This window comes from Pelomonas sp. Root405, from assembly GCF_001425165.1.
GTDB lineage: Bacteria > Pseudomonadota > Gammaproteobacteria > Burkholderiales > Burkholderiaceae_C > Pelomonas.
Genome location: NZ_LMDU01000001.1, coordinates 1,427,699 through 1,448,048, shown reverse-complemented (window position 1 = coordinate 1,448,048; position 20,350 = coordinate 1,427,699). Strand labels below are relative to the sequence as shown.

Here is a 20,350-nt window from a genome sequence, read left to right as displayed (position 1 = left end):
CGAAGGCTAACTTCAGGGCGCGACAAGACCTGCCACCGCCTTCGGCAGCTCGGCTTCGATAAGGGCCTCCAGCGCCTTCACGCGCTGCTCGGCCGTCGTTGCGGCCCAGGGGTTGGCATCGCCCGCCACGGGCAGGCGGCTGGCGACGGCCAGGGACTGCTCGCGCCTGAGCTTGAGGTCGCTGAGGTCGACCAGCGCCACGCGGATGGACACATAAGGCGCCAGCACGGCGCGGCCAGGCTGGCCGTCGAAACCGATGTTGGCGCTGGGGCGCTGGTCGAGCACGAAGCCGGGGCCTTCCAGCGTGGCGAGGATGCGCGCCGGCAGAGCCGCGGCCAGCGCTGGCTCCTGGCGGCTGCGTGTGACCAGCAACAGCTTGGCCGCGCCGCTCAGGCGAACCGCGTCGCCCAGCTTGCCGGGCAGGCTCAGCTTGCCGTCGACGAAAAGGTTGGCCGGGTCACCGAAGAGGCTGCGCGTGGTCGAGGTGTAGAGCTTGACCTCGCGGTCCTTGCCCGCTGCCTTGACGGCCTCGTTGAGCGACTGCAGCACGGCGTTGTCCAGCCCGCCGGCGGGTGAGGCCGTCCACTCGCCGGACTGCACGGTGTCGCCGCGCGCGGGGCTCAAGGAGATGAGCTGCACGTTGTCGCCAAGCAGGGACAGGGCCGCGAACTTGTTGGGGTCGCGCGGCGTCTTGTCTTCGGCGGCGGCCTCGGGCGGTGGCGCTGCGGCTTTGCTCTTCTGGGCGAAGGCGAGCGCGGGCAGAAGCGGCAAGAGAGCGAGCAGGCAGATCAGGCGGCGGTTCATGCGGAAAGGACTTCGGGATTCAGTGGCGTGAGGGGTTGGGCACCGTTCAGCACGGCGACGAGGTTGTCGGCCGCCAGATGAGCCATGGCGAGCCGGGTCGGCATGGTGGCGCTGGCGATATGGGGTGTGAGGACGACGTTGGCCAGCGTCAGCAGCGCCGGATTCACCTTGGGTTCGCCTTCGAAGACGTCCAGGCCGGCCGCGGCGATGCGCTGCTCGCGCAGCGCGGCGGCCAGCGCGTCCTCGTCGACGATGCCGCCGCGGGCGAGGTTGACCAGCGTGGCCGAGGGCTTCATCAGCGCGATCTCGGCCGCGCCGATGCAGTGGTGGGACTCCGCCGAGTAGGGCAGCACGAGGATGAGGTGGTCGGCCTGGCGCAGCAACTCGTCCTTGCTGAGATAACGCGCGCCGAGTTGGGCTTCGGTTTCGGCCGGCAGCCGCGAGCGGTTGTGATAGATCACGTTCATGCCAAAGCCGAAGCGGCCGCGACGCGCAATGGCCTGGCCGATGCGGCCCATGCCGAGGATGCCGAGCGTGGCGCCATGCACGTCCGAGCCGGCCAGGAAGTCCCACGACCAGCTCTTCCACAGGCCGTCGCGCAGCAGGCGCTCGCCCTCGCTCATGCGCCGCGCCGTGGCCATCAGCAGCGCGAAGCCGAAGTCGGCGGTCGACTCGGTCAGCACATCAGGCGTGTTGGTGACGAGCACCTTGCGCGCCGTGCAGGCGGCCAGGTCGATGTGGTTGTAGCCGACGCTCATCGTGCAGACGGCCTTCAGGTCGGGGCAGGCGTCGAGCAGCTCGGCCGAGACGCGCTCGGTGCCGGTGATCCATGCGCCCGCCTTGCCTTGCAGCCGCGCCCGCAGCTCGTCGGGCGGCAGCACGCCGTCTCCCTGCACGGCATCCACGTCGAAATGAGCCGCGAGCTTGTCGATGACCGCTGCGGGAGCGCGGCGGGAGACGAGAACCTTGGGTTTCAGTGCATCCATATGAGCGCCATCACGAAAAGTAGGGGCAGCAGCACCGCGCCGGACCAGAGCAGATAGCCACCGAAGCTCGGCATCTTGACACCACGGTCCTCGGCGATGGCCTTGACCATGAAATTGGGCGCGTTGCCGATATAGGTCATGGCGCCCATGAAGACCGAACCGGCCGAGATGGCCGCCAGCACCGCGGCGCCGTCCGTCATCAGGCGCTGGGCATCGCCGCCCGCGAGGTTGAAGAAGGCAAGGTAGGTCGGCGCGTTGTCCAGCACCGAGGACAGGCTGCCGGCCAACCAGAAATACGCCCACGGTGAATCAAGCTGCCGGGCCAGCGGCGCGAACACACCGGCCTCGCCTGCCCTGAGCATGGCCAGCACGGGCACCATGGTCAGGAAGATGGCGATGAAGAGCTTGGCCACCTCCTGCATCGGCGCCCAGCTGAACTGGTTGCTGGCGCGCACGCCGGCCGGCGTGATCAGCAGCGACACGGCCGTCACGGCGACGAGGCCCAGGTCTCGCACGAGCGCCTGCAGCGCCAGCGGCGTGCCCCGCACATCGAAGACGACGCCCGGCTTCCAGGTGCCGCTCATCAGCACGAGGCCGACCACGGCGGCCAGCGGCAGCAGGTTGATCGCGCCGTCGACACCCAGCCCGGGGCTGTCGGGCGTCGGGTCGTCGCGGGTGATGCCTTCCTTGCGATAAAGCCAGCTGTCGATGATCCAGAACACCGCCAGCAAACCGGCAACCAGGAACAGGGTTGGGGACCAGAGCTGGCCAGCCGTCCAGAAGAAGCCGACGCCTTGCAGGAAGCCCAGGAACAGCGGTGGGTCGCCCAGCGGTGTCAGCGCGCCGCCGATGTTGCCGACGATGAAGATGAAGAAGATGACGACATGGGCGTTGTGGCGCCGGTTGTCGTTGGCGCGGATCAGCGGGCGAATCAACAGCATGGCGGCACCCGTCGTGCCCATGATGCTGGCCAGCAGGGCGCCAACCAGCATGAGGGCGACATTCAAGCGCGGGCTGCCATGCAGGTTGCCGCGGATGTAGATGCCACCGGAGGCCGTGTACAGGGCGCACAGCAGCACGGTGAACGGCAGGTACTCCGCCAGCAGCGTGTGCACGAGCACGTCGCCCGTCTGCGCCGCGCCGAAGCTCAGCCAGAAGGGGATGAGCAAGGCCAGCGTCCAGGACGCAGCGATCTTGCCGAAGTGGTGGTGCCAGACGGACGGCGCCGCCAGCGGCATGACGGCGATGGACAGCAGCAGGCCGGTAAACGGCGCAGCCCAGGCCAGACCCAGCTCGGCGCCCGACAGGGCCATCAGTCTTCCAGGAAGCGCGCGAACTCGGCCACCGGCGCGCGCTCGGTGACCAGGCCGTTCTCGACGGCCTCCGGGTCGGCATGGCCGAGCGACATGCCGCAGACCAGCATCTGCTCTTCACCCAGCTGCAGTTCCTCGGCGATGACGCGGTGGAACTGCGTGAACGCCGCCTGCGGGCAGGTGTGCAGGCCGCGGGCGCGGGCCGCGACCATGACGTTCTGCAGGAACATGCCGTAGTCCAGCCACGAGCCCTGCTGCATGACGCGGTCGATGGTGAAGAACAGGCCCACCGGCGCGTCGAAGAAGATGAAGTTGCGGCCGTGCTGGTGCTGCATGCGCGCCTTGTCGGTCTTGGCGATGCCGAGCAGGCCGTACAGATCCCAGCCCACCTTGCGGCGGCGGTCGATGTAGGGGCTGCGCCACTCGGTCGGGTAGTAGGCGTACTCCTCCTTGCTCGCGGCGTTCTGCGCCGGGTCGAGGTAGGCGGCCTGGATGCGGCTGGCCGTGCGCTTGAGCGCCGCGCCCGTCAGCACGTGCACTTGCCAGGGCTGGGTGTTCGTGCCAGATGGCGCCCAGGACGCCACTTCCAGGATGTCCTCGATGGTCTGGCGCGGCACCGGCGTGGGCAGGAAGGCGCGCAGCGAGTGACGGGTCTTGATGGCCGCGTCGACCGCCGCGGTCTGCTCGGGCGTCGGCGTGCTGAAACGGGAATCCAGGCGACTCATGGGGTCAGGGCTTTCAGCGCTTGAAGATAGGGAGCAGGCAGCTCGGCGACCGGCCGGCGGCTTTTGCTGTCGACGTAAACATGCACGAAATGACCCCGCGCGGCGCAGCTGGGTGCGCCTTCGGCGAACAGGCCGATTTCGTAACGCACGCTGGAGCGGCCCTGGTTGGCCACGCGCACGCCGGCCTCGATACGCTGCGGGAAGGCCAGCGACTCGAAGAAATTGCAATGCGTCTCGACGACCAGGCCGATGACCTCGCCGCCGTGGATGTCCAGCGCACCCGCCTGGATCAGCAGGCTGTTCACCGCGGTGTCGAAGAGGCTGTAGTAGACGACGTTGTTCAGGTGGCCATAGACGTCGTTGTCCATCCACCGTGTCGTCAGCGGCACGAAGCAAGGGTAGGCCTCGCGGCCATCGGGCTGGGGGCGGGTCGTCATGCGCGCATTCTTCCACGCACCCTGCAAGGCCAAGGTTTGTGGGCGAATGCGGGCATATGCACTTGCACGGGCTGATTTGCGAGAGCGACACTGGGCCGCAAGGAACGTTTCCCCCCACGGCTGGCAAGGAGCTCGCATGAACCGCATCCGCACGACAGGTCTCGCAGGTTTTGCATTCGCACTGGCGGCCGTCATCGGCACCCAGCCCGCGCTCGCCCAGAACGCGACCAAGGACGACGCGGTCGCGATGGTCAAGAAGGGCGTGGCCTACATCAAAGCCAATGGCAAGGACAAGTCCTATGCCGCCATCACGGCCAAGGACCCGCAGTTCGTCAAGAGCGACCTCTACCTCGTCGTCTACGGCATGGACGGCAAATGCCTGGCCCATGGCGCCAACGAGAAGCAGGTCGGCCGCGACCTGATCGACCTCAAGGACATCGACGGCAAGGCCTTCGTTCGCGAGCGCGTGGAGCTCGGCAAGTCCAGCCCCAAGGGCTTCTGGCAGGACTACAAGTTCACCAACCCGGCCAGCAAGAAGATCGAGCCCAAGCAGATGTACTGCGAGCGGCTGGACGAGACCATCGTCTGCGGCGGCATCTACAAGTAAGTCAGCGGCTGGCTGGCCGTCCCGGCCGTCGGCCCCATGCCGACGGCGACTCTAGAAGGTTGCCATGAAGCTGGCTGTCAAGATGTTGTTGCCGCCGATGGCGGCATTGGCCGTGGTGCTGGCCATCGCCTTGGGCAGCACGCTGCTGTCCCTGCGCGAGGTCGTCGCTGCCAACGAGGCGGGCCAGCAGCGCAACGAGGTCTTCATGACCATGGTCGCGGTGCAGACGCAGGTGGGCGAGATGCATGGCGGCGTGTTCCGCACCATCGCGCTGATCGCGTCGCTCGACGAGGCGAAGGTCAAGGCCCTGCGCGCCCAGTTGAAGGGTCAGGTCGACGGCCTGTCGCGCACGCTGACGACGCTGGCCGACATGCCCGGCACGCCGGCCGAGACCGAGGCCATCGTCAAGTCGGCCCAGCCCCTGCTGCAGGCCTATCTGAACAAGGCCGACGGCGCCATCGACCTCGCCTCGGTCGACCCCAACACGGGCGTCGCCGCCATGCAGGACGCCGAGGCCCGCTACAAGGAACTGGCCACGCTGATCGCCAAGGTCGTGCAGAACATGAGCGCCGACCAGCAAGCCGCCGGCGAAAGTCAGCAGGCCACCGCCCGCCAGCGCGCCTGGATCTTTGCGTTGATCTCGCTGCTGGCGGCCGGCGCCGGCATGGGGCTGCTGCTGGTCAACCAGCGCAAGATCGCGGCCGACGTCAACGCCTCGCTGTCGCTGGCCGAGTCCGTCGCCGCCGGGGACCTGACCCAGCGCGCCACGCCGCTCGGGCATGACGAGCTGGCCGGCCTGATGCGCGCCCTCAACCAGATGTGCGAGCGGCTCGGGCAGACGGTGGGCGAGGTCATGACGGTGGCTGACTCCATCCGCACCGCATCGGCCGAGATCGCCTCGGGCAACCAGGACCTGAGCGAGCGCACCGAGCAGACGGCTTCCAGCCTGGAGACGACCAGTTCTTCCATGGCCCAGCTGACCGGCACCGTGCGCCAGAGCGCCGACAACGCGCAGACGGCCAACCAGCTGGCCACAAGTGCGGCCACGGTGGCCCACCGCGGCGGCAGCGTCGTGCAGCAGGTGGTCAACACGATGACCGACATCGCGTCGTCCTCCAAGCGCATCGCCGACATCATTGGCGTCATCGACGACATCGCCTTCCAGACCAACATCCTGGCGCTCAACGCCGCAGTGGAAGCCGCCCGGGCCGGCGAGCAGGGCCGCGGCTTCGCCGTCGTGGCCGGCGAGGTGCGCAGCCTGGCGGGCCGCAGCGCCGCGGCGGCCAAGGAGATCAAGACCTTGATCGGCGCCAGCGTGGAGCGCGTCGAGTCGGGCGCCCGCCTTGTGCAGGACGCCGGCTCGACCATGACGGACATCGTCGGCGCCGTGCAGCGCGTGACCGACATCATGGGCGAGATCAGCACCAGCGCTGCCGCCCAGAGCCGCGGCATCGACGACGTGACGCAGGCCGTCAACCAGGTCGACGACATGACCCAGCAGAACGCCGCCCTGGTCGAGGAAAGCGCCGCAGCGGCAGAGTCGCTGCGCGAGCAGGCCCAGCGGTTGGCCCAGGTGGTCAGCCAGTTCAGGGTGCGCTAGCGGTTCCAGGCCGCCCAGCTGTCGGCGGCCAGGTTCAACGTGCCGACCTGCACGGCCACCGTCGTCGCCAGGTCGCGACCGTAGCCACCCGCCATGCTCAGCGCCACCGGGATGCGGCGCTCACGCAGCGCAGCAAGCACGCGGCGGTCGCGCTCGGCCAGGCCGTCGTAGCTCAGCTTGAGCCGACCGAGCCGGTCCGCCTCGTGTGGGTCGGCGCCGGCGAGATAAAAGGCCAGGCCGGGGTCGACGCGCTGCCAGACCTCGTCCAGCGCGGCGTCCAGCGCTGACAGGTAGTCCGCGTCGCCGCAGCCATCGGGCAGGTCGACGTCGAGATCGCTGGCCTCCTTGCGAAAGGGGAAATTGCGCGCGCCGTGCATGGAGAAGGTGAACACCGTCTCGTCGTCGCGGAAGATGGACGCGGTGCCGTTGCCCTGGTGAACGTCCAGGTCGATGACAAGGACGCGCAGCAGGCTGCGGTGGGTCCTGGCCCACTCGGCCTGCATCAGCCGTGCGGCCACCGCCACGTCGTTGAAGACGCAATAGCCCGAGCCCTTGTCCGCATAGGCATGGTGGGTGCCGCCGGCCATGTTGGCCGCCACGCCCTCCCGCAGCGCGGCGCGTGCGGCGGCGATGCTGGCGCCGACGGAATGCCGCGAGCGCGCGGCCATCGATGGTGACCAGGGAAAACCGATCTCGCGCTGCTGGGCCGCACTCAGCCGGCCCAGCAGCACCGCCTCGACATAGTCCGGCGTGTGCGCCAGCGCCAGCTCGCCCTCGGTTGCCGCGGGCGCTGCCTCCATCCTGATCCTGCCGGGTTCGCGTTCGAAATGCTCGCGCAGCAGGCGGTACTTGGACTGCGGGAAGCGGTGCCCGGGTGGCAGCAACAGGCTGTGGGCGTCGGAATGGAAAGCCAGCATGGCGTCACGATAGCCGGCCGGCCCGAAACATCCCGACACCCCTAGTTTGCTGCACTGCACAAAATAGTTCTTGCAATTCCTGGTCGGCGCCCTATCATTCAGTCCATGTTGCAGTGCAGCAAAAGCACAGCAAACGGTTCAACCACTGAAATCGGAGTTACCCCATGCTGACCGCTGAACAAGTCATTGCCGCCCACAAGGCCAACATCGAAACCCTCTTCGGCCTGACGAACAAGGCTTTCGAAGGTGTCGAGAAGCTCGTCGAGCTGAACCTGCAAGTCGCCAAGACGGCGCTGAGCGAAGCCGCCGACACCACGACCGCTGCGCTGTCCGTCAAGGACGCCCAGGAACTGCTGGCCCTGCAAGCCTCGCTGCTGCAGCCGACTGCCGAGAAGGCCGCTTCCTACAGCCGCCACATCTACGACATCGCCTCCACCACCGGTGCCGAAGTCGCCAAGGCCGCTGAAGCCCAACTGGCCGACGTGCAGCAGAAGTTCGCCGCCGTCGTCGACAACGCCGCCAAGAACGCACCGGCCGGCACCGAGAACGCCGTCGCCCTGGTGAAGTCGGCCGTCGCTGCCGCCAACAACGCATTCGAGTCGGTCCAGAAGGCCACCAAGCAAGCCGTCGAAGTGGCCGAAGCCAACTTCCAGGCCGCCACCACGCAAGCCGTCAAGGCCACGCAAACGGCGACCCGCAGCTCCAAGCGCGCTGCCGCTTAAGCTTCAGAAGCCAAGCTTCACAAGAGCCCGGTGCACACGCACCGGGCTTTTTTTCGTCCGGGCTCAGAGTTCCGGGATCAGCGAGCGGTGCGCGGCCACGCCGGTCATCGTGCCGTCGCCCACGGCGGTCGCCACATTGCCGAAGGGCTGGGCCGCATCGCCGCAGGCAAACACGCCGCGCACCGAGGTTTCCATCGTCGTGCGGCGCAGATAGGGCCCGGCCGCGCCCTCCTCGAAGTCGCAGCCCAGTTGCTCGGCCAGCGGGCTGGCCATGCGCGTGCGTGTGGCGGTGAACAGCCCTGCCAGCGGGATGCGACGGCCATCGGCCAGCTCCACCGTCGCGGCATCGACGAGGCGCGCGACCGGCACGGCCTCCACCGCAACGCCGCGGGCGGCCAGGGCGCCGGCCTGCTCGGCATCGGGCTCGAACGCGCCGTTCAGGAACAAGGTCACCCGCCCCCAGTCCGGCAGCATCAGCGCGTGGTGCATGGCCATGGCGCTGCTGGCCAGCACGCCGATGGCGCCTTCGTTCAATTCATAGCCGTGGCAATAGGGGCAGTGGAAAACCGTCCTGCCCCAGCGCGCGGCCAGGCCTTCGACGGGCGGCAACTCGTCGACGACGCCGGTGGCCAGCACCAGGCGGCGCGCCTGCACCGCCTCGCCGCCGACCTGCACCTCAAAACCGCCGTCCGCCGCGTGGGCCTGCGTCGCCAGGCCGTCGCGCCAGCTGACGTTGGGATAGGCCAGCAACTGGGCGCGTGCGTCGCTGACGATGTCGCCCGGTGCGCGGCCGTCCTGGCCGAGAAAGCCGTGCGAGGCGTCGACAAAGCGGTTGCGCCGCTGGCCGGCATCGATGACGGCGATGCGCCGCCGCGCCCGCGCGAGCTGCAAGGCAGCGGAGAGGCCGGCAAAGCTGCCGCCGACGACGAGGGCATCAAACATCATGGTGCATGTCCTTGATCGACAGGCCGCGGGCCTGCATGCGTTGTTGGAAGTCCTGGGCCAGCGCGGAAAGCTTGACGCCGTGAAGGCGCGCGACAAGCAGGGCCTCGGCCCCCGCGTAGGCCGAGCCCAGGGCGCTGTTGACGGCCTGCTCCACCAGGCAACTCGACTGCTCGTCTCGCAGCCCGGCGGCCAGGAAGGGCGGCGCGCCGAGGGCCGCATGCACGTCGCCCAGCGTCATGGCCGACAGCGGGCAGCCCAGCACCCAGCCGCCACCGTGGCCCTTGGCCGAGGCCACGAAGCCCGCCTTGCGCAGGCCCGCCATCAGCCGCCGCACAACGACCGGGTTGGTGTTCATCGCCCGCGCCAGCGTCTCCGACGTGGCGGGCTCCTGCGTCTCGGCCATGTGCAGCAGCAGGTGCAGCACGCCGGACAGCTTGCCATCTCGTTTCATGTAACTATATTAGTTTCATGAACAGGATCGACACAAGAGCCTGACGGTTTGACCTTGGCCACGCAGGGGCTTGGCATCGCTGACACCTTCAACATCCCGCACCCTGCCTGCCGTCCTACAAGCAGCGCAGGCGCCTGCAGACAGACTGCCGCCATGCGTTGGCTTGAATCGATACGCCCCGTCGGCCGCTTGCTGCAGCTGACCTTCGACGGCTTTCTGGACCACCGGGGTCCGCGCATGGGTGCGGCCCTGGCCTACTACACCTTGTTCTCGCTGGCGCCGCTGCTGCTCATCGTCGTGTCGGTGGCCGGCCTGGTGTGGGGCGGCGACGCCGTGCGCGGCCAGCTCTTCGGCCAGCTCGCCACGCTGCTGGGCCCGACGGCGGCGCTGACGATAGAGAGCATGCTGAAGTCGGTCTCGTGGCCGGCCGGCGGCTGGGTCAACACCCTGCTCGGCCTCGCCCTGATGCTGGTCGGCGCGACGACGATGCTTGCCGAGCTGCAGGACGCGCTCGACACCATCTGGCGCGTGCCGGCCCGGCCGGTGCAGGGCTGGCTGAACTGGGTGCATGCGCGGCTGCTGAGCTTCGGCCTCATCCTGGGCCTGAGCTTCCTGCTGCTGGTGTCGCTGCTGCTGGACGCGACGATGGCGGCGGCCCAGACCTGGTGGCAGCCGTGGTTCGGCGACTGGCTGCGCGTCGCCGCGCTGGTCAACACGCTGGTCAGCCAGGGCTTGGTCATCGCCGTGTTCGCGCTGATCTTCAAGCTGATGCCGCGCGCCCGCATCGCCTGGCGTGACGTGCTGCTCGGCGCCATCGTCACGGCCGGCCTGTTCGCCCTCGGCCGTTACGGCATCGGCCTGTACCTGCAGCGCAGCGGCCTGGCCTCAGGCTTCGGTGCAGCGGCGTCGGTGGTGGCGCTGCTGGCCTGGGTGTATTTTTCGGCCCAAATCCTGCTGATCGGTGCCGAGTTCACGGCGGCCTATGCGCGCGTGCTGGGCTCGCGGCGGGGTGCTGGGGAAGCGGAGCGGGAAGCTCGTGCAAACTGGCACCCCCCCTCCTCCCTCCCGACGCGATGACGACCACCACCGACGATGGCCTCAAGCTCCACACGCGGCATTGGCCCACTACCGCGCCCGCACGGGGCCAGCTGCTCATCGTCCACGGCCTGGGCGAGCACATCGAGCGCTATGCCCATGTCGCCGGCGCGTTGAATGCGGCGGGCTGGGAGGTGCACGGCTGGGACCACCGGGGCCATGGCCGCAGCGAGGGCAAACGCGGCGACATCTCCAGCCACGACGCGCTGCTGCGGGACACCGCCCGCGTCATCGATGCAGTGCGCCGGCCCGATAGCCGCTTCGTGCTGCTGGGTCACAGCCTGGGCGGCGTCATTGCCGCGCGCTTCGCGGCCGAGGCGCTGGCCGCCCGGCCGGCCGCCTGGAGCCGGCCACTGGACGGCCTGGTGCTGTCATCTCCCGCGCTGGACCCGGGCCTGAGCGGCGCCCAGAAGCTGGCCCTGGCCGCGGCGGAGAAGCTGGCACCGGGTCTTGCCGTGGGCAACGGCCTGAAGCCCGAATGGATCTGCCGTGACCCGGCCGTCGTGCGCGCCTACGCCAGCGATCCGCTGGTGCACGACCGCATCACCGCGCGGCTGACCCGCTTCATCGTCGATGCAGGCGAGCGCGTCATCGGCGACGCGCCCCGCTGGCGGTTGACGACGCTGCTGATGTGGGCGGCGGCCGACCGCTGCGTCGCGCCGCGGGGCAGCGAGGCCTTCGCCTCGGCCGCGCCGGCCAACGTCGTCGCCACCCGGCCCTGGCCCGGGCTATTCCACGAGATCCTCAACGAGCCGGAGAAGGCCGAGGTGATCGCCGTCCTCACCGACTGGCTGAACCGCTAGGGCCTGTTAACGCTACGACAACGGGTCGCGTTGTGGCCAGAAAGGCAGCGAGCAAGGCGCAAACCGCAGCCGGGTTGGACACCCGGCGAGGATTTGCAACGCCGCGCGCGGCCTTTCTGGCCAGAACCCGAAGGGAAGGCCCATTGCCGTAGCGTTAACAGGCCCTAATCGCGTCCAGGCGGTCCACCACCAGCTCCAGCCGCAGCAGCGGGTTGTCCAGCGCCATCAGCCGCTGGCGTTCGCCGACGGGCATGGGCAGCAGCTCGGCCCAGCGGTTGGCCAGCCAGCCCGCGTCGTCCCACTGGTAGGGCGGCTGCACCGGCAGCGCTTCGGCCGCCGCACGCTCGGCCCAGCCGGCCAGCAGCTCCTGCAATTGGCGGCCGGCCTTGCGCAGGTCGTCGGGCACGGCCACCGCCGCGTCGTCGGCCAACGGTTCCAGCCGGGCGACCCACAGGCCGTGGCTGAGGCAGCGCCGGTCCAGCACGCGAAAGCGCTGCGTGCCGACGGCGCGAATCTCGATCAGCCCCGGCTGCTCATGCTCGAAGTGGGCAATGTGCGCCAGCGTGCCGAAGTCGTGGAAGGCCTCGCGCTGAAAGCCCTCGCCTTCGCGCCGCCTGACCTCGTCGCCGGCCGTCAGCGCCACGACGCCGAAGGGCTCGCCGCGGGCCTGGCAGCGCTGCACCATGTCCAGGTAGCGCGGCTCGAAGATGCGCAGCGGCAGGTGGCCGCCGGGGAAGAGCACCGAGCGCAGCGGGAAAAGCGGGGTTTCGTCCATCAGCGGGTTTTCTCCGCAAGGCGCTGGCGCAGGAGGGGCAGCATGGCCTGGGCCGCCTCGCGCCCGGCTTGAACGGCGCGGCGGCGCGTCGTGAAGTCGGCGCTGCCGAAGCCGTCCAGCCTGGGACGGATGACGACATCGGCCTCGCGCAGTTCGAACATGTTGATGCTGCGGCCCATGATGGCGAAGGTCTGCAGCAGCATGCGGAAGGCATCGCCGGGCGGGTCCTTCTCGGGCGGCGAGGTGATGTCAACCGCGACGATGAACTGCGCACCCATCTCGCGCGCAAAGCGCACCGGCACCGGCGACACCAGGCCGCCGTCGACGAACTCGCGCTGGCCGATACGCACCGGCTGGAACACGGCCGGCACGGCGCTGGACGCGCGCACCGCCGTGCCGGTATCGCCGCTGCGGAACAGGATGGCCGAGCCGTCGGACAGGTCCGTGGCGACGATGCCCAACGGCAGCGGCATCTGCTCGATGTTGCGGCCGCCGGTCTTGTCGCGGATGAAGCGCGCCAGCGCCTCGCCGCGGATCAGGCCGCGCAGCGGGAACGACCAGTCGGTGATGGCGCCCTCGTCCATGGTGTCGGCCAGGCTCTGCATCTGCCGGCCGGTCTGGCCCGAGGCGTAGAGCGAGGCGACCAGGCTGCCAGCCGAGGTGCCGGCCACCAGGTCGACCTTGATGCCGTTCTCCTCCAGCACCTGGATGACGCCGATATGCGCAAAGCCGCGCGCGGCGCCGCCGCCCAGGGCCAGGCCCAGGCGCGGCGGCTTGGGGGTCGGCCTGACGACGGGCGGCGGGTCCGAAGGGGTCGGGACGACGATGACCGGCGGCTGCGGTGGCTGGCTGGGCAGCACGGAGCAGCCGGCCAGCGCGGTGAGGAAAGCCGCAATCAGGGCGCGGCGAAGCAAGGCAGAGGTCATGTCAGGAAATGGAATCGCGGCGCACGATAACCGAGCGAGGCAATCAGTTCAGCTCAGTTTGTAGCTCTGCAGGTGGATGGACGTCTCGGTGCCGGCAATTCCCTTGATGAGGCGCACCCGTTCCAGCACGTCGGCCAGTTCCTGCAGGCTGGAGCTGCGGATCTCGGCCAGCAGGTCCCAGCGGCCATTGGTGTCGAAGAGGCCCGTGACGCCCGGCTCGCCGAGCAGCATCGCCACCACCTCGCGGGTGCGGTTGCCTTCCACGGTGATGCTCATCCAGGCGGTGATCTGGTCGGGCACCGAATCGGGCCGCAGCCGCACCGTGTAGCCGGTGATGACGCCGCTGTCTTCCAGCCGCGCAATGCGATTGGTGACGGTGCCACGCGACACCTTGAGCTTGGCCGCCAGCGTCGCGACGCTGGCGCGGGCGTCGGTGCGCAGCAGCGCGAGAAGTTGCTGGTCCAGGGCGTCCATATTGATCAATTAGTCAATTTCACCTGACATTTTGCCAAACACCGCAGCATTACTGAGCAAGTCTTGCGCTTCTGTTTGGCGGGCGGCCTGGGAAGAATGGCCTCAACGTATTCCGGAGACCCGCCATGACCACCGTCCTCACCACCCAAGACGTCGCCCGACTCGTGCAGCGCGTGGGACTTCCAGATTTACTGCGCCGCCTCGTCGACTACCTGGAGGCGGACTATCTGCGCTGGGCCGAGTTTGACAAGACGCCACGTGTGGCGGCCCATTCGCCCGACGGCGTCATCGAGCTGATGCCCATCGCCGATGCCAGCCTGTACAGCTTCAAGTACGTCAACGGCCACCCCAGGAACTACCGCTTTGGCCTGCCCACCGTCATGGCCTTCGGCGTGCTGGCCGATGTGGACACCGGCGCACCCGTGCTGCTGTCCGAACTGACCCTGACCACCGCGATGCGCACCGCCGCCACCTCGGTCATGGTCGCCAAGCGCCTGGCCCGCCCGGACAGCCGCGTCATGGCCCTGATCGGCAACGGCGCCCAGAGCGAGTTCCAGGCCCTGGCCTTCCATCACCTGCTCGGCATCCGCGAGCTGCGCCTGTACGACATCGACGCCGCCGCGACGGCCAAGCTGGCGCGTCATCTCGGCAGCACGCCCGGCCTGACGCTGACCGTCTGCGCCTCCACCGCCGAGGCCGTCAAAGGCGCGGACATCGTCACCACGGTCACGGCCGACAAGACCAATGCCACCATCATCACGCCGGACATGATCGAGCCGGGCATGCACATCAACGGCGTCGGCGGCGACTGCCCCGGCAAGACCGAGCTGCACCGCGGCGTGATGGAGATGGCCCGCGTGATCTGCGAGTTCGAACCGCAGAGCCGCATCGAGGGCGACATGCAGCAGATGCCGGCCGACTTCCCCGTCACCGAGTTCTGGCGCGTGCTGGCCGGCCAGGCCGCCGGCCGCGAGTCGTCAAGCCAGGTCACCGTCTTCGACTCGGTCGGCTTCGCGCTGGAGGACTTCTCCGCCCTGCGCCTGCTGCGCGACATGAGCCAGCAGCTGGGCCTGGGTTCACCGCTGGACCTGATCCCGCAGATGGCCGATCCCAAGGACCTGTTCGGCGAGCTGCAGCTCAGCGCCCAGCTCCAGGCAGCCTGAACCTAAGCCGGCAGATAGGGCGCGACGTCCTCGACGTCAAGCAGCGCGGCCCGCATGAAGCGGCGCGCATAGTCCATGCAGGCGCCCGAGCGCAGGAACAGGTCCAGCAGCTCGGCGTCCAGATGACCCTCGCTGGCCATGCGTTGCAGGATGGCCAGTGCCTCCGACAGCGGCTTGCCCGGCTTGTAGGGTCGGTCATCCGCGGTCAGGGCCTCGAAGACATCGGCAATCGCCATCATGCGGGCCTGCGGGCTCATCTGCTCGCGCGTCAGGCCGCGCGGATAGCCCTTGCCGTCCATGCGCTCGTGGTGGCCGCCGGCGATCTCGGGCACGGCGCGCAGGTGCTTGGGGAAGGGCAGCTCGTCGAGCATCTTCAGCGTCTGCACGATGTGCTCGTTGATCTTGTAGCGCTCCTCGTCCGTCAGCGTGCCGCGCGACACGGTCAGGTTGTGCAGTTCGCCGCGGTTGTAAAGATGCTCGGGCTGGGGCATGCGGAAGCCCCAGCGGTTGGCATCGTTCAACTTCTCGCCCTCCGGGCGCGGCTGCACCTGCTCGGGCCTGTCGGCCAGCAGGCGCTCGGGCGCTGGCAGCGTGGGCCTCGGCCGCGGCAGGCGGCGCGCCTCATCGGCAGACAGGCCCAGGCCGTCGTCCAGCGTGCGCTGCCAGCGGCGCGCGCCGATCTCCCGCAGCCTTGCCTTGGACGCGGCATCAAGGAACTCGCCGCCCCGGTTGCATTCGGCAACGAAGGCAAACTCGGCGTCCAGCGCCGCCAGCGCCTCGGCGGCGTCGGCCCGCGACTGGGCGGCGGCATCGGCACCCAGCCGATGCTCCAGCCGCTCGATCAGCGCATCGCGCTTGAGCACCTCGAAGCGCGTGCGGATCTCGTGGATGCGGTTGTAAAGGGTCTCCAGCTTGGTCGCCTTGTCGACGACGTACTCGGGCGTCGTGACCTTGCCGCAGTCATGCAGCCAGGCAGCGATGTGCAACGCCTCCCATTCGTCCGCCGTCATCGCGAAGCCGGCATAGGGCCCTTGGGTTGCATCGCAGGCGGCCTGGGCCAGCAGCCGGGTCAGCTCGGGCACACGCTGGCAGTGGCCGCCGGTGTAGGGGCTCTTGGCGTCGATGGCGCCAGCGACAAGCTGGATGAAGCTGTCCAGCAACGCCTTGCGGTCGCGCAGCAGCAGCTGGTTGTCGATGGCTAGGGCCGAGGTGCCCGACAGCGCGCGCACAAAGGCCACTCGCGCCGCACCCAGCGGTTCGGCCGGGCCGGCGGCGGGCATCGCAAAGCTCAGGGTCAGCGTGCCGATGGTCTCTTCCTGGCGGTTTTTCAGCGGCAGCGCCAACAGCCGCAACCGTGACGCGTTCAAGCCGGTGAACAGCGGTTCATAGGCCTTGAGGTGGGCGGGGTTGTCCCAGCTCAGGTCCACCTCGACGGGCGCATTGGCGCGCAGGGCCAGCACGGGGGCGGCAATCGCGTCGGGCACCTTCAGGTCCCAGGTCAGGCCGGCGCGCGGCGCGGTCTCGCCCAGCAGGCGCGTGGCGGCCGGCTGCAGTTCGCCGCCGTCGGTCGACAGCAGGTGCACCGCGCCGCCGGTGGCACCGGCAACCGCCATGGTCTCGCGCAGGATGCAGTCCAGCAGGGTGTCGAAATCGCGCTCGCCGCTGAGCGCCGCACTGATGTCGAGAAAGCGCCGCAGCGAATGCTTCATCGCCGTCATCGCCACGGCCAGCCGGTCCACCTCGCGGATCAGGCTGCGTTTGGGATCGGGCCCGCCAAACTCGAAATGCCGGATGGCCTCGGCCTGGCGCGCCAGCTCGCGCAGCGGCCGCGACACGCGGTCGGCCAGCAAGTGCACCAGCGGCAGCAGCAACAGCATCAGCCCCAACGAGATGTAGAAGCCATGGCGGCGGCTCTCGATCTGGAAGGCCTGCAGTTCGTCGCGCGGCGCCGCCATCAGCAGCGTCAGCGCTGCACCGGCCTCCTCGTTGGCGGCCAGCGGCAGGGCATGCGCCACCCATTCGCGGCCGTCGACGCTCTGCACGGGGTCGAGCCGACCTTGCCGGTCCCGGCGCGCCCACAGCGTGCGCATCAGCGGCGACGCCGCTTCTGCCAGCTGCGGCAAGGTGCGAGCCGCGCCCGCGTGAGATGACTCGCGGCCCGCTTGCGCCAGCAACTCGCCGCCCGCCGTGGCAATGAGCAGCGCGGCCGACGCGCTGATGCGTGGCCGCGCCAGCATGTCGCCCAGGGCGCGCAGGCTGACGTCGGCGCCCACTACCGCCTCGCCGCGCGCCTCGGCCAGCGTCACACCCGGTTCGCCGGTCGTGAAGAAGATGTAGGGCGCGGACTGCACGGCCCGGCCTTCACCGGCCTGGCGGGCCAGTTCGTACCAGGGCCGGGTACGGGGGTCGAACTCGTAGTCCGCCCGCGCCACGCGCTGCAGCTCCCGCAGGCCGGCGTCGAAGAAGCGGTAGCTGCCCCGCACCGCGCCGGCATCGCGGTCGACGCTCTGCAGGCCATAGGCGGCGCCCTCGGGCGCGCCCATGCGGCCACGCGTGGCCACGTCGTCCAGGCGGCGCAGCAGCACGAAGGAACCGCGTGCCGTGCCGATGTAGACGGCCGATACCGAGGCATTGCTGCGCAGCGCCGCCGCCAGTTGCGGCAACGCGGCAAGGCGTTCGGTCTCGCTGCCCGCGCGCCCCAATGCGCCCGAGGCCAGCAAGGCGACGCTGACCCGCGCCGGCCTCAGCTCGGCTTCGACCGTGGCTGCGGCCTCGCGCCCGATGCGCCGCGCCGCCGCGCCGGCCTGCTGCAGCATCAGCGCATCGCTGCGCGACATTTCGTGCAGGACCAGCGCCCCGTAAACCAGCGCGACCAGACCGATCATCAAGGCGCTGAGCGTGATGTAGAGCGTCTTGGGCTTGATGCGTGGCATGGCGACCGGGTCGGACCGAGTTCAAGCCAGTATCCCCGCGTCAGCCGCCAGCCGGTCAGCGCAGATCACGCTAACAAGGCGGTCGCACGGGCTTATTCACCTGCGTCGCTTCTCCACGACAGCGCTCGCCGGTCGCCTCGCGCGGAACCCCTAGCATGCGGGCCCGCTTCAAACGAGGCAAGGCGGGCCGGCCACCCAGCTCGGCCCATCCATCAAGAACCACAGGGAAGATTTTCATGAAGAAGCAAGCCATCGTCCTGGCCGCACTGTTCGCCGCCACGGCCGCCCACGCCGACCCGCAGGCCCATGGCTACATCGGCACCGCCGGCGGTGCCACGCACATCAATCTCGACTGCACGGGCACGACCAGCTGCGACACGCGGGACACCGGCGCCAAGCTGTTTGGCGGCTACAACTTCGGCAATGGCTTCAGCCTGGAAGCCAGCTACATGGCCTTCGGCAAATTCAAGGGTGCGGACGGCACGATGTCCGCCGCCATCAAGCCGACCGCCATCGCGTTGGGCACTGCCTTCGCGCTGCCACTGAGCACCGACTGGGGCCTCAACTTCCGCCTGGGCGTCGCTCGGGTGAAGACCCAGGCCAGCGCCAACGTCGGCGCGCTGAGCGGCTCCAAAGCCGAAAGCAAGGCCAAGGTCTACGCTGGACTTGGCGTTACCTATGCCATCACCCAGACCGTCAAGCTGGAACTGGGCGTCGATACGACCGAAGCCCACTTCGCTGGCGAAAAGGGCACGCTGCGCCTGATGTCACTCGCCGCAAGCTTCGCGTTCTAAGCCGGCGGCTCTGACCAAGGGGCCGCCGCGTGCGGCCCTTGTCATTCCTACACTGGGCGCCATGAACTACGCCCCGCTGATCAAGGAAATGGGCCGCGGTGCCCGTGGCGCACGCGACCTGACGCGCGCCCAGGCCGAAGAGCTGTTCGGCGAGATGCTCGACGGCCGCGTGCCCGACATGGAGCTGGGTGCCATGCTGATCGCGCTGCGCGTGAAAGGCGAAAGCGCCGATGAAGTGGCCGGCTTCCTCGCAGCCATGCAGGCGCGTACCGTGCCAATGGCGGCGCCGGCAGGCCCGCGCACCGTGCTGCTGCCCAGCTTCAACGGCGCGCGCAAGCAGGCCAACCTGATGCCGCTGGTGGCCCATTTGCTAGCCCGCGAGGGCGTGCCGGTGCTGATCTTCGGCCGGCATGACTTTGACAGTCGCCACAGCCCTTTTGAGCTGCTGGACGCCCTCGGCCTGCCCGCCAGCGCGACGCCGGCCGATGCCGAACAGCGGCTGGCGCGCGACAAACTCGCCGTCCTGCCTTTGCAAATGCTCAACCCAGGCTTGAACGCGCTGATGGCCCTGCGCCCCCGCCTGGGCGTGCGCAACAGCTCGCACAGCCTGGCCAAGCTGCTCGACCCCTTTCCCGCCGGCCGTGGCGTGCGCGTCGTCGCGGTGACGCATCCCGAGTACCTCGACAGCATGGCAGCCGCCCTACCCGGCCTGACCGGTGACGGCGGCCGCGCCATGTTGATGCGTGCCAGCGAGGGCGAGGCCTATGCCCACCTGCGCCGCAAGGCCCATCTGATCGGCTTTCAGGACGGCAACACGGTGCCATTGCACCCGGCCGACACAGCGGATCTGGACTGGGCGCTGTCACCCGCATGCGCACCGGCCGAGAACGCCGCGCTCATCCGCGCGATGCTGGACGGGGCGGAAGCGGTGCCCCCGCGCATCGCCGAGCAGGTCACCGCACTGCGGCTTCTCGCCACAAACTGAAGTTGCTTATTCAGCATGGGCATATAGGCCCAAGAATTCTGTAGTTCTGCCGCACTGCAACATTACTTAGAGTCGCGCCCTCGGGTGGCATGGGCCGCCCAGACCAAGTTTTGGAGCCTGCGTGCTGGACTGGATTGCGATTGCGAGCGGATTGGGGGTCGGCATCATCGTCGGGATCACCGGCGTGGGCGGCGGCTCGCTGATGACGCCGCTGCTGCTGTCCGTCTTCAAGCTCAGCCCGGCGGTCGCCATCGGCACCGACCTGTGGTTTGCCGCCCTCACCAAGATGAGCGGCTCCGTGGCCCACGCCCGCCACGGCCATGTGAACTGGTCCATCACCCGCCGCCTGCTGGCGGGCTCCATCCCGGCCTCCATGGCCACCGTTGCGCTGATGCACTTGACCGGCGTCACCAAGGGCTGGGCCGCCGCACTGACGTTCTCGCTCGGCATTGCCCTGCTGCTGACGGCCGTCGTCGTCGCCTTCAAGAAGAGCTGGCAGGCCCTCGGCCTCCGGTTGGAGCGCTGGATTCCCGAAGCCCGCAAGCCGGCGCTGACCGTCATCAGCGGCGCGGTTCTGGGCGTGCTGGTGTCGCTATCGTCCATCGGCGCCGGTGCGATCGGAGCGACACTCATCCTGCTGATCTACCCACGCATGCAGGCCCGCGACATCGTCGGCACCGACATCGCCCACGCCGTGCCGCTGACCCTGGTGGCCGGCATTGGCCACGCCACGCTCGGCAATGTGAACTGGCCACTGCTCGTGCCGCTGCTGATCGGCTCCCTGCCCGGCATCTGGCTGGGCGCCCAATTGACCCGCCGCCTGCCGGATGGCGTCGTGCGCAGCTTGCTGTGCGTGTCGCTGCTGATGGCAGGCTGGAAAGTAATCCACTAAAGA

At 69.0% G+C, this 20,350-nt stretch carries 21 protein-coding genes; 9 read left to right on the top strand and 12 right to left on the bottom strand.

The window, feature by feature from the left end:
- Positions 1 to 12: 12 nt before the first annotated feature.
- Genes ASC81_RS06605 through ASC81_RS06585 form a run of 5 tightly spaced genes read right to left on the bottom strand, consistent with a single transcriptional unit; the run spans position 13 to position 4,265 of the window.
- Entirely contained in the window at positions 13 to 804 is a 792-nt protein-coding gene (locus ASC81_RS06605; protein WP_056263957.1) for a hypothetical protein, read from the bottom strand.
- Complete coding sequence (locus tag ASC81_RS06600) at positions 801 to 1,790, bottom strand: D-glycerate dehydrogenase (protein WP_056263954.1); 990 nt, start codon at positions 1,788 to 1,790, stop codon at positions 801 to 803. Before ASC81_RS06600 ends, ASC81_RS06605 begins: the two co-directional genes overlap by 4 nt.
- Positions 1,778 to 3,103 carry a sodium:proton antiporter gene (locus tag ASC81_RS06595; RefSeq protein WP_056263952.1) on the bottom strand — a complete coding sequence of 442 codons (1,326 nt, stop codon included), beginning with the start codon at positions 3,101 to 3,103 and terminating at the stop codon, positions 1,778 to 1,780. Before ASC81_RS06595 ends, ASC81_RS06600 begins: the two co-directional genes overlap by 13 nt.
- Positions 3,103 to 3,828 carry a nitroreductase gene (locus tag ASC81_RS06590; RefSeq protein ID WP_056263951.1) on the bottom strand — a complete coding sequence of 242 codons (726 nt, stop codon included), beginning with the start codon at positions 3,826 to 3,828 and terminating at the stop codon, positions 3,103 to 3,105. The genes ASC81_RS06595 and ASC81_RS06590 overlap by 1 nt, the downstream gene beginning before the upstream one ends.
- Positions 3,825 to 4,265, bottom strand: coding sequence for a thioesterase family protein (locus ASC81_RS06585; protein ID WP_056263950.1), 441 nt, complete (start codon positions 4,263 to 4,265; stop codon positions 3,825 to 3,827). The genes ASC81_RS06590 and ASC81_RS06585 overlap by 4 nt, the downstream gene beginning before the upstream one ends.
- Positions 4,266 to 4,401: 136 nt before the next feature.
- On the opposite strand from ASC81_RS06585, the gene ASC81_RS06580 reads away from it, so the two are divergent.
- Positions 4,402 to 4,872 (top strand): cache domain-containing protein, encoded by a 471-nt coding sequence (locus ASC81_RS06580; protein WP_082536293.1) that lies wholly within the window; start codon positions 4,402 to 4,404, stop codon positions 4,870 to 4,872.
- Between the two features lie 64 nt (positions 4,873 to 4,936).
- Positions 4,937 to 6,472 (top strand): methyl-accepting chemotaxis protein, encoded by a 1,536-nt coding sequence (locus ASC81_RS28155; protein WP_056263949.1) that lies wholly within the window; start codon positions 4,937 to 4,939, stop codon positions 6,470 to 6,472.
- Here ASC81_RS28155 and ASC81_RS06570 read toward each other — a convergent pair.
- Positions 6,469 to 7,389, bottom strand: coding sequence for a histone deacetylase (locus tag ASC81_RS06570; protein ID WP_056263948.1), 921 nt, complete (start codon positions 7,387 to 7,389; stop codon positions 6,469 to 6,471). The genes ASC81_RS28155 and ASC81_RS06570 overlap by 4 nt on opposite strands.
- 164 nt (positions 7,390 to 7,553) lie before the next feature.
- Between ASC81_RS06570 and ASC81_RS06565 the strand changes: the two genes are divergently transcribed.
- A complete protein-coding gene (locus ASC81_RS06565) occupies positions 7,554 to 8,111 on the top strand; it encodes a phasin family protein (RefSeq protein ID WP_056263944.1) in 558 nt (185 codons plus the stop codon).
- A 63-nt stretch (positions 8,112 to 8,174) separates the two neighbouring features.
- On the opposite strand, the gene ASC81_RS06560 is transcribed toward ASC81_RS06565, so the two are convergent.
- Together ASC81_RS06560 and ASC81_RS06555 are read right to left on the bottom strand one after the other, a co-directional pair.
- Positions 8,175 to 9,056: an NAD(P)/FAD-dependent oxidoreductase gene (locus ASC81_RS06560; RefSeq protein WP_056263943.1), complete on the bottom strand. Its 882-nt coding sequence runs from the start codon at positions 9,054 to 9,056 to the stop codon at positions 8,175 to 8,177.
- Positions 9,046 to 9,507, bottom strand: a complete 462-nt coding sequence (locus ASC81_RS06555; protein ID WP_056263940.1) for an Rrf2 family transcriptional regulator — start codon at positions 9,505 to 9,507, stop codon at positions 9,046 to 9,048. Before ASC81_RS06555 ends, ASC81_RS06560 begins: the two co-directional genes overlap by 11 nt.
- A gap of 153 nt (positions 9,508 to 9,660) precedes the next feature.
- Between ASC81_RS06555 and ASC81_RS06550 the strand changes: the two genes are divergently transcribed.
- Both ASC81_RS06550 and ASC81_RS06545 read left to right on the top strand, forming a co-directional pair.
- Complete coding sequence (locus ASC81_RS06550) at positions 9,661 to 10,584, top strand: YihY/virulence factor BrkB family protein (protein ID WP_056263938.1); 924 nt, start codon at positions 9,661 to 9,663, stop codon at positions 10,582 to 10,584.
- Positions 10,581 to 11,405 carry an alpha/beta hydrolase gene (locus tag ASC81_RS06545; RefSeq protein WP_056263936.1) on the top strand — a complete coding sequence of 275 codons (825 nt, stop codon included), beginning with the start codon at positions 10,581 to 10,583 and terminating at the stop codon, positions 11,403 to 11,405. The genes ASC81_RS06550 and ASC81_RS06545 overlap by 4 nt, the downstream gene beginning before the upstream one ends.
- Positions 11,406 to 11,559: 154 nt before the next feature.
- Here ASC81_RS06545 and ASC81_RS06540 read toward each other — a convergent pair whose 3' ends face one another.
- The 3 genes from ASC81_RS06540 to ASC81_RS06530 are packed head-to-tail and all read right to left on the bottom strand — an operon-like array spanning position 11,560 to position 13,580.
- Positions 11,560 to 12,180: an LON peptidase substrate-binding domain-containing protein gene (locus tag ASC81_RS06540; RefSeq protein WP_056263934.1), complete on the bottom strand. Its 621-nt coding sequence runs from the start codon at positions 12,178 to 12,180 to the stop codon at positions 11,560 to 11,562.
- Complete coding sequence (locus tag ASC81_RS06535; RefSeq protein WP_082536292.1) at positions 12,180 to 13,106, bottom strand: patatin-like phospholipase family protein; 927 nt, start codon at positions 13,104 to 13,106, stop codon at positions 12,180 to 12,182. The genes ASC81_RS06540 and ASC81_RS06535 overlap by 1 nt, the downstream gene beginning before the upstream one ends.
- A gap of 48 nt (positions 13,107 to 13,154) precedes the next feature.
- Entirely contained in the window at positions 13,155 to 13,580 is a 426-nt protein-coding gene (locus ASC81_RS06530; protein ID WP_056263932.1) for an Lrp/AsnC family transcriptional regulator, read from the bottom strand.
- A 125-nt stretch (positions 13,581 to 13,705) separates the two neighbouring features.
- Between ASC81_RS06530 and ASC81_RS06525 the strand changes: the two genes are divergently transcribed.
- Positions 13,706 to 14,743: an ornithine cyclodeaminase gene (locus ASC81_RS06525; RefSeq protein ID WP_056263930.1), complete on the top strand. Its 1,038-nt coding sequence runs from the start codon at positions 13,706 to 13,708 to the stop codon at positions 14,741 to 14,743.
- A gap of 2 nt (positions 14,744 to 14,745) precedes the next feature.
- On the opposite strand, the gene ASC81_RS06520 is transcribed toward ASC81_RS06525, so the two are convergent.
- Positions 14,746 to 17,676: an HD domain-containing phosphohydrolase gene (locus ASC81_RS06520; protein WP_056263928.1), complete on the bottom strand. Its 2,931-nt coding sequence runs from the start codon at positions 17,674 to 17,676 to the stop codon at positions 14,746 to 14,748.
- A 236-nt stretch (positions 17,677 to 17,912) separates the two neighbouring features.
- On the opposite strand from ASC81_RS06520, the gene ASC81_RS06515 reads away from it, so the two are divergent.
- From ASC81_RS06515 to ASC81_RS06505, 3 genes are all read left to right on the top strand, one after another.
- Positions 17,913 to 18,470: an outer membrane beta-barrel protein gene (locus ASC81_RS06515; RefSeq protein ID WP_056263926.1), complete on the top strand. Its 558-nt coding sequence runs from the start codon at positions 17,913 to 17,915 to the stop codon at positions 18,468 to 18,470.
- 61 nt (positions 18,471 to 18,531) lie between these two features.
- Positions 18,532 to 19,455 carry a DNA-binding protein YbiB gene (gene ybiB / locus ASC81_RS06510; protein ID WP_056263924.1) on the top strand — a complete coding sequence of 308 codons (924 nt, stop codon included), beginning with the start codon at positions 18,532 to 18,534 and terminating at the stop codon, positions 19,453 to 19,455.
- 124 nt (positions 19,456 to 19,579) lie between these two features.
- Complete coding sequence (locus tag ASC81_RS06505) at positions 19,580 to 20,347, top strand: sulfite exporter TauE/SafE family protein (protein WP_082536332.1); 768 nt, start codon at positions 19,580 to 19,582, stop codon at positions 20,345 to 20,347.
- The last annotated feature ends 3 nt before the right edge of the window (positions 20,348 to 20,350 follow it).

Excerpts from the sequence above, each read along its gene's own strand:
- ASC81_RS06540 (WP_056263934.1), bottom strand. The coding sequence starts at position 12,180 with ATGGACGAAACCCCGCTTTTCCCGCTGCGCTCGGTGCTCTTCCCCGGC.
- ASC81_RS06595 (WP_056263952.1), bottom strand. The coding sequence starts at position 3,103 with ATGGCCCTGTCGGGCGCCGAGCTGGGTCTGGCCTGGGCTGCGCCGTTT.
- ASC81_RS06525 (WP_056263930.1), top strand. The coding sequence starts at position 13,706 with ATGACCACCGTCCTCACCACCCAAGACGTCGCCCGACTCGTGCAGCGC.
- ASC81_RS06580 (WP_082536293.1), top strand. The coding sequence starts at position 4,402 with ATGAACCGCATCCGCACGACAGGTCTCGCAGGTTTTGCATTCGCACTG.
- ybiB (WP_056263924.1), top strand. The coding sequence starts at position 18,532 with ATGAACTACGCCCCGCTGATCAAGGAAATGGGCCGCGGTGCCCGTGGC.
- ASC81_RS06545 (WP_056263936.1), top strand. The coding sequence starts at position 10,581 with ATGACGACCACCACCGACGATGGCCTCAAGCTCCACACGCGGCATTGG.
- ASC81_RS06590 (WP_056263951.1), bottom strand. The coding sequence starts at position 3,828 with ATGAGTCGCCTGGATTCCCGTTTCAGCACGCCGACGCCCGAGCAGACC.
- ASC81_RS06550 (WP_056263938.1), top strand. The coding sequence starts at position 9,661 with ATGCGTTGGCTTGAATCGATACGCCCCGTCGGCCGCTTGCTGCAGCTG.
- ASC81_RS06530 (WP_056263932.1), bottom strand. The coding sequence starts at position 13,580 with ATGGACGCCCTGGACCAGCAACTTCTCGCGCTGCTGCGCACCGACGCC.
- ASC81_RS06520 (WP_056263928.1), bottom strand. The coding sequence starts at position 17,676 with ATGCCACGCATCAAGCCCAAGACGCTCTACATCACGCTCAGCGCCTTG.
- ASC81_RS06555 (WP_056263940.1), bottom strand. The coding sequence starts at position 9,507 with ATGAAACGAGATGGCAAGCTGTCCGGCGTGCTGCACCTGCTGCTGCAC.
- ASC81_RS06570 (WP_056263948.1), bottom strand. The coding sequence starts at position 7,389 with ATGCTGGCTTTCCATTCCGACGCCCACAGCCTGTTGCTGCCACCCGGG.
- ASC81_RS06535 (WP_082536292.1), bottom strand. The coding sequence starts at position 13,106 with ATGACCTCTGCCTTGCTTCGCCGCGCCCTGATTGCGGCTTTCCTCACC.
- ASC81_RS06605 (WP_056263957.1), bottom strand. The coding sequence starts at position 804 with ATGAACCGCCGCCTGATCTGCCTGCTCGCTCTCTTGCCGCTTCTGCCC.
- ASC81_RS28155 (WP_056263949.1), top strand. The coding sequence starts at position 4,937 with ATGAAGCTGGCTGTCAAGATGTTGTTGCCGCCGATGGCGGCATTGGCC.
- ASC81_RS06585 (WP_056263950.1), bottom strand. The coding sequence starts at position 4,265 with ATGACGACCCGCCCCCAGCCCGATGGCCGCGAGGCCTACCCTTGCTTC.
- ASC81_RS06565 (WP_056263944.1), top strand. The coding sequence starts at position 7,554 with ATGCTGACCGCTGAACAAGTCATTGCCGCCCACAAGGCCAACATCGAA.
- ASC81_RS06560 (WP_056263943.1), bottom strand. The coding sequence starts at position 9,056 with ATGATGTTTGATGCCCTCGTCGTCGGCGGCAGCTTTGCCGGCCTCTCC.
- ASC81_RS06515 (WP_056263926.1), top strand. The coding sequence starts at position 17,913 with ATGAAGAAGCAAGCCATCGTCCTGGCCGCACTGTTCGCCGCCACGGCC.
- ASC81_RS06600 (WP_056263954.1), bottom strand. The coding sequence starts at position 1,790 with ATGGATGCACTGAAACCCAAGGTTCTCGTCTCCCGCCGCGCTCCCGCA.